The 12,604-nt window shown below is 63.3% G+C and carries 12 protein-coding genes and 2 pseudogenes; 10 read left to right on the top strand and 4 right to left on the bottom strand.

Features of this window, described 5'->3' with window-relative positions:
* The first annotated feature begins 116 nt into the window (after window positions 1-116).
* From QN397_RS18165 to QN397_RS26765, 6 genes and pseudogenes are all read left to right on the top strand, one after another.
* A complete protein-coding gene (locus QN397_RS18165) occupies window positions 117-1,187 on the top strand; it encodes an amidohydrolase family protein (RefSeq protein ID WP_323501596.1) in 1,071 nt (356 codons plus the stop codon).
* Window positions 1,184-2,083: a VOC family protein gene (locus QN397_RS18160; RefSeq protein ID WP_323498227.1), complete on the top strand. Its 900-nt coding sequence runs from the start codon at window positions 1,184-1,186 to the stop codon at window positions 2,081-2,083. Before QN397_RS18165 ends, QN397_RS18160 begins: the two co-directional genes overlap by 4 nt.
* Window positions 2,084-2,097: 14 nt before the next feature.
* Complete coding sequence (locus QN397_RS18155) at window positions 2,098-2,961, top strand: fumarylacetoacetate hydrolase family protein (RefSeq protein WP_323498278.1); 864 nt, start codon at window positions 2,098-2,100, stop codon at window positions 2,959-2,961.
* 4 nt (window positions 2,962-2,965) lie between these two features.
* The gene (locus QN397_RS18150; protein WP_323501595.1) at window positions 2,966-4,564 is read left to right on the top strand and encodes a bifunctional 3-(3-hydroxy-phenyl)propionate/3-hydroxycinnamic acid hydroxylase; all 1,599 of its coding nucleotides are present in this window, start codon (window positions 2,966-2,968) and stop codon (window positions 4,562-4,564) included.
* Window positions 4,561-5,547, top strand: coding sequence for a tripartite tricarboxylate transporter substrate binding protein (locus tag QN397_RS18145; RefSeq protein ID WP_323501594.1), 987 nt, complete (start codon window positions 4,561-4,563; stop codon window positions 5,545-5,547). The genes QN397_RS18150 and QN397_RS18145 overlap by 4 nt, the downstream gene beginning before the upstream one ends.
* A gap of 194 nt (window positions 5,548-5,741) precedes the next feature.
* A pseudogene (locus QN397_RS26765) lies at window positions 5,742-6,166 on the top strand (GlcG/HbpS family heme-binding protein).
* A 46-nt stretch (window positions 6,167-6,212) separates the two neighbouring features.
* Here QN397_RS26765 and QN397_RS18130 read toward each other — a convergent pair.
* The 3 genes and pseudogenes from QN397_RS18130 to QN397_RS18120 form a co-directional block, all read right to left on the bottom strand.
* Window positions 6,213-6,383 (bottom strand): hypothetical protein, encoded by a 171-nt coding sequence (locus QN397_RS18130; RefSeq protein ID WP_323498231.1) that lies wholly within the window; start codon window positions 6,381-6,383, stop codon window positions 6,213-6,215.
* Window positions 6,383-6,796, bottom strand: a pseudogene (locus QN397_RS18125) (ornithine cyclodeaminase); the annotation flags it as partial. The gene QN397_RS18130 and the pseudogene QN397_RS18125, both read right to left, overlap by 1 nt.
* Before the next feature lie 200 nt (window positions 6,797-6,996).
* Window positions 6,997-7,941 carry an ornithine cyclodeaminase family protein gene (locus QN397_RS18120; protein WP_323501592.1) on the bottom strand — a complete coding sequence of 315 codons (945 nt, stop codon included), beginning with the start codon at window positions 7,939-7,941 and terminating at the stop codon, window positions 6,997-6,999.
* A 196-nt stretch (window positions 7,942-8,137) separates the two neighbouring features.
* Between QN397_RS18120 and QN397_RS18115 the strand changes: the two genes are divergently transcribed.
* The 4 genes from QN397_RS18115 to QN397_RS18100 all read left to right on the top strand — a co-directional run bounded on the left by QN397_RS18115 (window position 8,138) and on the right by QN397_RS18100 (window position 12,018).
* Complete coding sequence (locus QN397_RS18115; protein WP_323501591.1) at window positions 8,138-8,524, top strand: DUF1161 domain-containing protein; 387 nt, start codon at window positions 8,138-8,140, stop codon at window positions 8,522-8,524.
* A gap of 91 nt (window positions 8,525-8,615) precedes the next feature.
* Window positions 8,616-8,906 (top strand): DUF1330 domain-containing protein, encoded by a 291-nt coding sequence (locus QN397_RS18110; RefSeq protein ID WP_323501590.1) that lies wholly within the window; start codon window positions 8,616-8,618, stop codon window positions 8,904-8,906.
* Window positions 8,907-9,262: 356 nt separating this feature from the next.
* On the top strand, window positions 9,263-9,643 hold the full coding sequence (locus QN397_RS18105) for a response regulator (RefSeq protein WP_323501589.1): 381 nt from the start codon (window positions 9,263-9,265) through the stop codon (window positions 9,641-9,643).
* 197 nt (window positions 9,644-9,840) lie between these two features.
* On the top strand, window positions 9,841-12,018 hold the full coding sequence (locus QN397_RS18100) for an ATP-binding protein (protein WP_323501588.1): 2,178 nt from the start codon (window positions 9,841-9,843) through the stop codon (window positions 12,016-12,018).
* Between the two features lie 28 nt (window positions 12,019-12,046).
* Here the strand turns inward: QN397_RS18100 and QN397_RS18095 are convergent.
* On the bottom strand, window positions 12,047-12,604 hold a 558-nt coding region (locus QN397_RS18095; protein ID WP_323501587.1), incomplete at its 5' end, for a thiamine pyrophosphate-dependent enzyme.

Genomic DNA, 12,604 nt, shown 5'->3' with positions numbered 1-12,604 from the left:
AAATCCGCTTTGTCGATATCAAGCGAATCCCTAGACTCTGGCGCAACAAAGCCCTGGCGAAGAACACACACGGGCGTAGGAGACAAAAATGAGCAGACTGGTTTGTCAGGCGCCACGTGGCTGAGAACGCCCATCGCTATCGCTGCGCGTGTGGCATCGATGTGCACGCACATGTGGTGCCCGAGCGCCTTCCCGCGTATATCGGCAACAAGCTTCCGGCTCAGTGGCCGTCGACCGCTGCAGCGCCGGATGCCGGAGGCCTGTGTCACCGGCACGTGATGATTGCAGGAAAAAATTACCGCACGATCTCGGAAAAATGCTGGAGCGTGACGCGTCGGCTTTCTGATCTGCCAGACATGGGTTTGTCGCATCAAGCGATTTCGCCGATGCCTGAGCTCTTGTCTTACTGGATGGAAGCCGCTGATGCGCATCAGCTTGTGCGGTTTCTCAATGAGCAGATCGCGATGATGGTGGCGGAAGGCGGCGGTGCGCTGATCGGAATGGGTGCGGTGCCGTTGCAAAGCATCGACCTTGCCATTGCCGAACTGAGGTATGTCACCGAAACGCTGGGCTTCGCTGGCGTGGAAATCGGTAGCAACGTCAACGGCACGCCAATCGGCGACGCGCGTTTCGACCCCTTTTTCGAAGCGTGCGAGGCTCTGGACGCGGCTGTTTTTGTGCATGCGCTCAAGCCCACCGGGATGGACAGACTCGTCGGCCCTGCACCCCTGCAACAGGTGCTGGCGTACCCCTCCGATGTAGGGCTTGCCGCCGCTTCCGTGATCACCGGCAATCTGTTGACACGCCATCCGAAACTGCGCATCGCTTTCAGCCACGGCGGCGGAACGCTTGCGCTGCTTCTACCGCGCCTGCAGAAGGGATGGGGCGTATTCCCCGCCCTTCAAGAGCAAGTGCCACAGTCGCCTGTCGAACAAGCAAGGCGGCTTTTCTTCGACACGGTCGTGTTCGATCCACCCACGCTGGCGCATCTCGTCGCGACCTTCGGCGGCACCCAGCTCATGGTCGGGACCGACTATCCATTCAATTTCCATGAACGCGCGCCCATCGCGCAGATCGATGCCACCGGTCTGTCTGCGGCCGTACGCGAACAGTTGACGAGCGGCAATGCGCGGCGCTTCCTGAGTCGAGCATTTCCGGTGGCTGCCGGTGCAAAGGAATCGCCATGAGTTCGCCTTGGATCGCCGGGTTGCGCAGCGTTGCGCTCAATGTGCCGGACCTCGCGCGTGCCGAAGATTTCTACACCCGCGTGTGGAACCTGGACGTGGTCGCACGCACCGCAGGCGCGATTTACCTGCGTGGAACCGGTGCAGACCATCACTTGCTTTCCCTGCACCTCGGCGGCGAAGCCTGTGAAATCCGCCATGTGACCTTGCGTGCTCGTGATCGATCGGCATTGCAGGCCGTGGCTGAGGCATCGCTGCGGGCAGGTGGCAGTATTCACACGCCTCTTGCGTCTAATTCCGAACCTGGTAAGGGAGAGGTCGTCACGGTGCGCGATCCTCACGGCCGTCTTTTACAGGTGGTTCATGGGGATGAAACGCACCGGGACGCATACGCAGCCAGGGACCGGCCCCTGCGCCTTGCGCATGTTGTGCTCAACAGCCATGACGTCGCGGCAACGCAAGACTTCTTCGAGCAGGCATTGGGATTTCGGTTGGCCGATCGCACGCGGATCATGGCATTTCTCAATTGCAATGCCGATCACCACAGCGTCGCTCTGGGTGATACCGACAACGACGCACTCAACCACATCGCCTTCGTCATGCCCGATCTCGAATCGGTGATGCGCGGCGGTGGCCGAATGCGCGATGCAGGCCACGAAATCGAGTGGGGACCAGGCCGCCACGGGCCTGGCGACAACGCCTTCAACTATTTCATCGGTCCGTTCGGCGAGGTCATCGAGTACACGGCCGACGTTCAACAGATCGACGACAGCTACAAGGCCGGCGGGCCGGACGACTGGAAGTGGCCGGCTGGCCGCGTGGACCAGTGGGGTATCTCGCAACCGCCTTCGTCGCGCCTGAAAGACGCACAGCGGCAAGTCTTTTTCATTCCTTCCTGAGCTTTGGAGCATTCATGAAATTCACCACCTTTCTTCAGGGCGGACAGACGCGGCTTGGTCTCTTGGACGGAGACAGTGTCATCGACTTGCACGCCGCGCAGACACAGGTCCCGCCAAGTCTGCGTGCCGCGCTGGCACAGGGAGTTGATCTGGCTGCGGCTGCCGATGCGGCGCTGGCCTCGAACGCGCCACGACTGCCGATGTCGAGCCTGATGCTCGCGCCGTTGGTTCCGGAGCCGGGAAAGATCATCTGCCTGGGGCTGAACTATTTCGACCACGCAAAGGAGGGGGGCCGCGAAAAGCCGGAGTACCCGTGGTTCTTCTTTCGTGGCGCGACCTCGCTGCTTGCGCACGGCGCTGCGGGCATCGCGCCCAGGGTGTCGGTCAAGTTCGACTACGAAGCCGAAATGGCACTGGTGATCGGCCGCCGCGTGCCGCGCCATGTGTCCCAGGACGACGCGCCCGGGTACGTTTTCGGCTACACGTGTTTCAACGACATGTCTGTTCGTGATTATCAGAAACGCACGCCGCAATGGACCATCGGCAAGAACTTCGATGCTTCGGGTGGTTTTGGTCCCGTCTTGGTCACGGCCGACGAACTGCCATACGCCGCGACCGGCCTGAAGATTCAGGGTCGGCTGAACGGCGAGGTCATGCAGAGCGCGAACACGAGCGACATGATCTGGGGCGTGGCCGAGACCATCGCGCTGCTGAGCGACGTTCTTACGCTCGAGCCCGGTGATGTGATCGTGATGGGCACCCCCGCCGGAGTGGGCCAGGCGCGCACCCCGCCGGTCTGGATGAAGGCGGGCGACAGCTTCGAAGTCGAGATCGAGCGCATTGGCACGCTCGTCAATCCGATCCGCGCGGAGGACTGACGCGATGCGCTCTCAACCGCAACGCGACATGCTCTACGACGTCGCGGTGGTCGGCTTCGGCCCGTCCGGCGCCGTGGCTGCCGGATTGCTGACAGGCATGGGCCTGAACGTCTATGTATGCGACCGTCAGCGGGAGATCTACGACAAACCACGTGCGATCGCCATCGACCACGAAGTGCTGCGCGTGTTTCAACAATTGGGCGTGGTCGATAAAGTCTTGCGCCACGTCGAGCCGTTCACGCCCTCTGAATACTTCGGAGCCAACGGTCAGCTCATCAAGCGGCTCACGATGGTCGAGCCGCCATTCCCTCTCGGCTACACACCATCGAATGTGTTCACGCAACCACCCGTCGAGGCGCTGCTGCGCGAGCATGTTCAACAGTCCGTGCACGGTCACGTCGAGCTGGGGATGGCGCTGCTCGGCATCGAACAGAACGAAGAATGCGTTCGCCTGACGTTGCGTGACGACACAGGCGCGCAATTCGAGGTGCGATCCCGCTACGTCATCGGATGTGACGGCGCTTCCAGCACGGTGCGCGATCTGGTTGGCATCCAGCTGGAGGATCTGGCGTTCGATGAGGCCTGGCTGGTGGTCGACGTGCTTGCCAACGCTGGAGGGCTCGCCAAGCTGCCTACGACAAGTGTTCAATATTGCGAGCCCGTTCGGCCCTGCACCTTGGTGATCGGACCGGGCAATCACAGGCGGTGGGAGATCTCGCTGAACGAGGGCGAAGATCCGCGCAAGGTGACCGAGCCCGCAGAAACCTGGAAGCTGCTGGCGCGCTGGCTCGAACCGAGCGATGGCGAACTGTGGCGGCAGGCAAGCTACCGCTTTCATGCCCTGGTCGCCGAGCGGTGGCGCGAGGGACGCGTCTTCATTGCCGGCGACGCAGCGCACCAGCAGCCGCCTTTCCTCGGCCAGGGGATGTGCCAGGGTATCCGCGATGTTTCGAATCTCGCGTGGAAGCTGTCCAGCGTGATCAGGGGCGAGGTGTGTGGTGCAGCGGCCGACGCTCTGCTCGACAGCTATGGCATCGAGCGCCAGCGGCACGTGCGCGATCTCACAGCGCGGATCAAGGAGATCGGATCCGTGATCGGCGAACGCGACGAAGCGAAGGCGATCGAACGGGATGCGCGAATGCTGGCCGAGTGCGGCGGCGTGGTGCGCGATACACCGCGTCAGGACGTCATTCCCCGACTCGAGGTTGGCCTTCTTTCGCCCGACCCGCATGCAGCGAACGGCACCATCTTCCCGCAGCCCTGGATTGCGCACGCTGGGGACCGCGTTCGCTTTGACAGTGTGGCTGGCGACGGCTGGTGGCTTGTGCTGGCCAGCGACTTCGATGGCGGCCTGCCAGCGACTGCGGACTTTTCCCTGCCTGCGCTTTCTATGCTGCGCCTGGGTGAATCGTTGCAGGAGACAGAAGGTATCGCGGCGGCCTGGTTCCAGCGTCACAACTGCAAGGCAGCCCTGGTGCGCCCCGACCGCTATGTGTACGGGGTGGCTGCCGACCAAGTCGACCTGATCGCGATGCTGCAGACGCTGGCGTCTCGGCTGCAGTGGACCCCCCTTCCTCAAATTACAACGGAGACAAAAAGATGAACAGAAGAAATTTCCAGGTCGGCAGTCTGGCTGCCGCCGCTTTGGCTGCCTCTGGCTGGTGCCTTTCCGCCAGTGCGGAAGACAAATGGCCCACCAAGCCCATCAGGCTGGTTTTGTCGCAGCCGGCCGGGTCGGGGCCGGACAACATCGCGCGCATGTTGGGCGACGGACTGGCCCGCAGCCTGGGACAACCGGTCATCATCGAAAACAAACCCGGCGGCCAGAACATCATTGGCGCGCAGACCGTGGCACGGGCGCCGGCAGATGGCTACACGCTGTACTTCGCAACAACCGCCGCGCTCGTCACGAACAGCTATCTCTTCAAGAGCCTGCCTTATGACCCACTGAAAGATTTCGATCCGATCGCCTTCGTAGCCAACAGCCCGTTTGCAATTCTGGTCAGAGCGGAGTCGCCCATCAAATCATTTCCGGACCTGCTTGCGCGCAGCGCGCGAGAGCCGGGCAAGGTGTCGATTGCCAACGAAGGGCCCCGCACCTTTGGCGGCATGATTGCGCGACTGATCAACGCGCGCGGCAAGGCGCAGGCCAACCTGGTCGGCTACAGCTCGGTGAGTGTCGCGCTGACGGACATCGTTGGGGGCCATGCCGACGTGGCCGTTGCGGACCTGGCCTCCAGTTCTCAGTTCGTGCGGGAAGGTCGCATGCGACTGCTGGCAGTCACCTCTGCGAAGCGGATCGCCGGCTGGGACCAAGTGCCCACGGTGGCAGAGTTTCTCCCGGGCATCGACATGACTGGGTGGATGGCCATCGTCGCGCCGGCGGGCACGCCGACTGCCGTTGCGTCGCGTCTGAATGCCGAGGTCAACAAGTTGCTTTCGGATCCGGCGCTGGCCGAGCGGATGCTCACCGTCGGCCCTATCGCAACGCCAGGCGGCTCGCCGAAACAGTTCCAGGCCTATCTGCTGGAAGAGCACAAACGACTCGGTCAGGTGGTCGCAGAAATCGGCCTGCTCCCTGAATAACGCGGCACAAGCTTTTCGGTCACTACAACCCTCTTCAAATCTGTTGTCACTGCAGCCGTTCTTGTGTTGGCCCGCAGTGCACTTGCAGCACCTGCTGATGTTGCGCCCAGGGGGACCTTGAGCGCCGGCGCGCAACGCTGGCAAACTTGGCAGCCCCGAGCATCCGGCTCTTCACGATCTACCGTCCCGTTGCAATGACATCTCTGACACTCGTTCACGCCAATCAGATCATCGAGGCTGCCCTGTCGCATGCCCGGCAAATGGGCTACAAGCCCATGGGCATTGCTGTCCTGGACGAGGGCGGTAATTTGACCGCCTTCGCTCGCGAAGACGGCGCAAGCATGTTCCGGTTTGATGTGGCCCGGGCAAAGGCTTGGGGCTCGGTGGGATGGGAAGTTCAAGCCGCGTGCTGCATGAACGTGCCAAAGGCAATCCGAACTTTTTCGTGGCGCTTGCCGCGACGGCCGACGGTCGCTTTTTGCCGCAGACCGGTGCCGTACTGATTCTGGATGCCAATGGCGCAACGCTGGGTGCCGTCGGCGCCAGTGGCGGGACCGGCGACGAGGATGAAAGTATCTGCATTGCGGGGGTGAAAGCCGCCGGGCTGCGAGTGGGCTGAGTGTCCGTGGGCGTCCGGTCCGCTACGCACTATGCGGCACTCGGACTCACGCGCGGCGCAGGCTTTTAATCTGCCGGGGAATACGGCTCCGGACACGCACCGCGATGCGCGCGTTGCTGCAGATGGCGTTGGCCAGTTCCTGCGTGGGCGCAGTCACTTTACCCGGGATGCCGACCTCGAGCGGAACCAGATCCTTCTCGGGTTCCAGCGCGCCCATCAGCACACCGGGTGCAAGTGCGTGTCGACCAACTCGAAATCGTCGATCGATTCGTTTGTTGCGTGCAGCAGCCCGAACAGGTTCTTCGGATCGACCGGTTGCGGCACCAACTCGATGACTTCGCCCATGCCGAATTCAGTCGCGACTTCGCGCAGGTACTGCAACGCCGCGAAGTCCTCCAGTGCGAAGCCGACCGAGTCGAACACCGTCACTTCAGGCGTGCTGGCGCGCCCTGGGCGCTGGCCCGCCAGCACCCGCCAGAACTCGGTCACCGCGAAGTCCGCAGGCATCTGCTGGATCTCGCCTTCGATGCGCGACTGCGGCTCGAACTCGACGAACACCGATGCGTTGTCGAGCACGCGATGGTCGAGTTCCGTCTTGCCGGGGCAATCGCCACCGACGGCGTTGATGTGATACCTGCGATGCAGGCCGACAAGCCCTTGCGCTGCACGAGCCGGATCATCTCGGGGGCGCTGAGGTAGAGGGTGGTGGGGTAGCGGCTGGAAGTCATGCTTCCAGTGTCTGGAAAGGACGAGTCAAGCGGAAGCGCAAGAGGTGTAGCGTTATGCGGCGTTCGCTGGCGAAGTGGCAGCACCGGCTGGCACTTGGGCAACTACACGCGTTGCGATTCGTAGACCAGCACCGCTGCAGCGAGGTCCTCGAGTGCTGTGCCCACAGACTTGAACACGGTTCGCTCCGATGCATTGCTCCGGCCCGATCTTTCGCCCGCCATCAGTTGCGCCAGCGTGGCCTTGACGTCGGTCGCCTCGAACACGCCGCGTTCTATCGGCCCCAGCAAGTCGCCGCTCTTTTGCAGCGCCTCTTCGGTGTCCACGAAGATGCTCGCGCCCATGAAACAGGCATCGTCGGCCTCGCGCATCGCCGGGGTGAAGCCGCCGATCAGATCCAGATGACTGCCGGCTGCGAGCCACTGGCCGAACACCACCGGCGACGTGGCCAGTGTGGCGCAACTCACGATATCGGCTTCGGCGGCGGATGCGGCGAGGTCGGTCGATACCGCCGCGTCCATGCCTTCACCGCAAAGCTCTTGAACCAGCGTCGTTGCTTGCAACGGCGACCGCGCCCAGACGCTGACGCGATCGATTGCACGCACCGCGCGATATGCTTCGGGAAGCAGGCGAGCGACCTTTCCCGCACCGACCACCAGCAGATGCCGTGCGTCATCACGCGCCAGCCAGGAGGCCGCGAGGGCGGAGGCGGCTGCCGTGCGCCGTGCGGTGATTGCATCGCCATCGATCAATGCCAGGGGCACGCCTGTCGTCGCGTCGTGCAGCAGGTAGCTGGAGTGAAGCCCGGCCAATCCAAGCGCTGCATTGCCCGCCGCGATGTTGACGATCTTGACGCCGTAGTAGCGCGCGTTCCATGCCGGCATGAGCAGCGAAGTGACGCCCGACGGTCGCTCGGGTGCGATCGCCGCCACCTGGTGGACATGGCGCCGCGGTACCTCGCAGCCTGTGAGAAACATGCGACGTAACGCCTCGATCAACGCGGGAAAGGGCAACGCCTGCTGCGTCGTCGGCGCATCGATGATCAACATGGCGTGCTTGCGTGGGGGCAGGGTGAGCGGTGGTGCTGAGCGTTCGGCATCTCGCGAATTCAACCACGGAGGCAAGACACCGAGATCGACAGCGCCATCGACAGCTCCTTGGGCGCGAGCACTTGCAAGTGCAGGCCGCTTTCGGTCTGAGCGCTAGACTGTTTCGCCCACGCACTCCTTTTCGAGGCAAGCACCGATGATGAAACTCCCGTTGATTCCACTGGTCCTCGCGTTTGCCGCTGCGGCCGGTACGGTCGGCACCGCAAGCGCCGCCGGCAACTGTGATGCATTGCGCTCGCAGATCGAAGCCAAGATCGCAGCGTCCGGCGTGGCCAATTTCGCCGTGACCATAGTGGACGCAGGCGCCGCTTCCGGCACACGTGGCAAGGTGGTCGGGAGTTGCGAGATGGGCGCCAAGTCGATCGTGTACCAGCAGATGGATGCGCCGTCCTCATCGACTATGAGCGGTTCGGCCAGCGCAACATCCGGCACTCCCGCTGCGGTTCCGCGGGCCAAGAAAGATGTCATCCTGACGGAGTGCAAGGATGGCTCCGTCTCGGCCGGTGGCGACTGCAAGAAGTGAACGTCAAGTCGCGGCGGGACTTGCCGCGCTCCAAGACCCGCGGCACAGTCGCGGGTTCTAATTGCTCTGAAAACAAGGACACAAGAACACTATGCCGAAAGCCTATTGGGTAAGCACCTACCGCGCGGTCAAAGATTCCGACAAGCTGGCCGCCTATGCCAAGCTGGCCGGCCCCGCGCTCACCGCCAACGGCGCCCGCTTCCTGGCGCGCGGCGACCCGGCCAAGGTCTACGAACACGGCCTGATGACGCGCACGGTGCTGATCGAGTTCGAAAGCGTCGCGCAGGCGATGGCTGCGCATGACAGTGCGGCCTATCAGGAGGCGCTGGCAGCACTGGGCGATGGCGCCGAGCGCGACATTCGGATCATCGAAGGCGTCTGAGTCTCTTCGAGTCACGCTCCCGTCATGCAGTGACTTGCTCTCGACGGCTCGATGACCGACTGATTGCCGCAGGGATAGGCAACGTGGGCGACCCGTGCCTTGTCGAAGCGCAGCACCATCCGCATCCATCCTGGGCATCGCGAGATCGACCAGCCAATCCTGACAGCGTCTATCGTCAACGCAGATAGAAAGCGCCATCGGGCTCACGCTCGCGGTCGTGAGCGCGCTGCAAAGTGCGCTGGTCTGAACGGCGCGCAGTCCGACAGCGTCGGGCGTCGCCTGAAGCTGAAAATCAGGGCGTGTCGCCCACCCGGGCGGCGAGCGTTGCAACCATCCTGCGGGACCAAAAAAATCAGATGGCGCTTCGCGTTTTCATTGTCGAGGACAACCCTTTGATCAGGACCAACCTGATCGAAACACTGGTCGAGCTGGCCGCCATCGAGGTCGTCAGCTTTTCGAATGGGGCACTCGAATCCAATCGCTGGTTGCAGGCCAACCGCGACGCCTGGGATCTGGCTGTCGTCGATCTGTTTCTTGCAGAGGGCAACGGCCTCGCGGTTTTGGGCGCTATTCGCGAGCGCAGTCCGCTGCAGCGGGTGGTGGTGCTGAGCAATTACGCCACGCCGAATCTTCGTGCGCGTTGCGCGGCGCTCGGAGCCGATGCGGTGTTCGACAAGTCGACGGAACTCGACGCCTTTCTTGATTACGTGCGCATCGTCGAAAGCGGGGCGGCGTAGTTATTTCGGCTGCGCGCATACGGCCTGCGCGACGGGAGGTTCGTCAGTAAGCAAATGAGAGTACCCTCCCTCCAAATGTTAACTGCTCGTCACCCGCTCTCATTGCCCCGCAGGCGGGCACGTCGCTGCGGCTGCGGTCCGACTCACTTTTCCCGAGCGCTCTGTCCGGCGTCGTTAGAGGTGTCGTGACGCGGGTGGTGGTCGATCTCTCAACCATCGACCTGGACAACTGCGATCGCGAGCCGATCCATGTGCCGGGGCACATCCAGCCGCACGGGGCGCTCATTGCATTCGATCTGCGGGGCCGACTCACCCATGCGAGCCGCAATGCAGGCAATGTAATCACCAGCCTGCCGAAGCCTGGCCAGGGTTTGCCGATCACATTTCCTGATTCCGAAGCCGCCTTCTGGGCTGCGATAACTGCCGCGCTGCGAGACGCCGAGACCGGACGGGAGCGCGCGCCGCTCACCATGGAATTGGCATCCGAAGAGCGCGTCTTCGACGTCGTGCTCCACACCTACGATGGCCGCGTGATCGTGGAGCTCGAACGGCGTGCGGCACGCGACCAGGATCTTGCCGCATTCGCATTGCTGGCCCATCGCAGCATGGGTCAGATGCGCAGTCGGCGCGACATCTCCACCATGCTTTCGGAAGCGGTCGAAACGGTGCGCAAGCTCACCGGCTTCGACCGCGTGATGGCCTATCGCTTTCATCAGGACGACAGCGGCGAGGTTGTGGAAGAAGTGCGCGTCCCGGCGCTCGAGCCGTTTCTGGGTCGCCGCTTTCCGGCCTCCGACATTCCAGTGCAGGCGCGCGCGCTGTACGTGCGCAATCCGCTGCGCTTGATTGCCGACGTGCACGACGAGCAGGTGCCCATCGATGCGCACGATCCGACCGATCGCGCCCTCGATCTGAGTTACTCGGTCTTGCGCAGCGTCTCGCCGATCCACATCGAGTACCTGAAGAACATTCAGGTCGGTGCCTCGATGAGCTTGTCTATCGTGGTGAATGGACGGCTTTGGGGCTTGATCGCCTGTCATCACGGCGTGGCACACCGCGTGCCGTATGCGGTGCGCATGACGTGCGATGTACTGTCGCACGTGCTGTCGTCCTCGGTGCAAAGCGCGGTCGAACGGCTGGCCGCCAAGCGACGGCTGGCTGCAGTCGAGGTTCGCAAAAATCTGACCGAACTCTTGCTTGGCAGCGACGACTTCGCGACCGCCTTTCCGGACATGACCGACGCGCTCGGCAGCGTGATGTCGTTTGACGCCACCTTGTGCAGCTATGGCGGACTGATGTCGTGCGACGCGCTGCCCAAGGAAAGCGCAGCCCAACTGCTGCACTGGCTCGACACCGCAGAGCAGGACCTGATCGCGCTGCACGAATCCGCCAAGCTGCCCGAAGCGCTGCGTCTGGCACTGCAACCGTTCTGCGGATTCATGGCGCTGTGCATCGACCGGGTGAACCGCGGCTGGATCGTTCTACTGCGACGCGAACAAATCGAAACCATCGTGTGGAGCGGCATTCCGGCCAAGCTCGAACGTATCGGCCCGCTCGGCGCACGTCTTACGCCACAAGGCTCGCTGGCTGAATGGCGGCAGACGGTCGAAGGCACTTCCGTGGCTTGGGACGACGCCGACCGCGTCATCGCGCACGACCTCATGGAGTCGCTGGCGCGCGCCGGTGCGGCACGCGCCGCGCGCATGGAAATGGCGCGGGCGCAATTGCTTGCGGTGCTCGGACACGACCTGCGTGATCCGCTGCAGACCATCAGCATGATGGGGTTGATGCTGGAACAGGGCAGTCCCGATCGGCACGCGGGCTATGGCAAACGCATCTCTACGTCCATCGGCCGCATGCAGCGGCTGATCGGTGAAGTGTTCGAGATGAGCCGCTTGCGGGCCGGACTGGGGCTCGGACTCAACTGCGTGCCGGGCGATGTGTCGGCGCTCGTTCGCGGCCTGGTCGAGGATGCGCATCTTGCGCATCCGGAGGTGGCGATAGTCACTGAGCTGCCGCCGTTCCTGCATGCCGATTTCGATGCCGATCGCATGTCGCAGGTGGTCAACAACCTGATCAGCAACGCGCGCAACCACGGCGTGGCTGGAGAGTCGATCTGGGTTCGTTTGGCCGACGAAGACACGATGGTGGTGCTCCGCGTCGCCAACATGGCGCCGCCGATCAAGGAGACGTCGATCAGCACGCTATTCGATCCGTTCAAGCCGCGCTCCATCGGCAACGTGCGGAACCCCGGCGGTCTCGGGCTGGGGCTGTACATCGCGAGCGAAATCGCGAAGGGGCATGGCGGCAAGCTGGAGTACAGCCACGACGGGACCCGCGTGACCTTCACCGTGTCGGTGCCCAAGCGGCGTTAGTCGTCGGCGGTAGCCGCCACGGTAGGCGCTAGGCCACGTCGACTTCGACCAGCGTGGGCCGGGCCCCGGACAGCGCTGCTCGCAGCACCTCGGCGAGCTGGCCGGCATCGCGTACCGTCACCGCATCGCATCCCTGACCCCTCGCCAGCGCGACGAAATCCATGCCGGGCAAGTCGGTTCCTTGTAGTGCTTCCCCGGGCTCGAAACCGAACACCGGCGCGAAATCCTGCAAAGCGGCGTAGCGGCGGTTTTTCAGGATCACGAAGGTGATGGGCAGGTTCAGTTGTGCTGCGCTCCACAAGGCCTGAATCGAGTACATGCTGGAGCCGTCGCCGATCAGGCCGATCACCTTGCGCCCGCTGTTCGCCTGCGCCTCGGCCAGCGCCACGCCCACGGCGGCCGGCATGCTGTGGCCCAGCCCGCCGCTGACCATCGTGTAGAAGCCGCCGCTTTCCAGCATCGGCAGGTACGCGTGCATGACCGAACGCGCCGTGGGCGCTTCCTCGACCACGATGCTGTCGCGTGCACGGAGGCCGGCGAGGGTCTGCAGGACATAGGCGACGGACATCAGTTCGCCTTCCTGCGG

It is taken from the genome of Variovorax sp. RTB1, assembly GCF_035018765.1.
Classification (GTDB): domain Bacteria; phylum Pseudomonadota; class Gammaproteobacteria; order Burkholderiales; family Burkholderiaceae_C; genus Variovorax.
The sequence above is the reverse complement of the archived record's forward strand: the minus strand, read 5'-3'. Positions and strand labels throughout refer to the sequence as shown.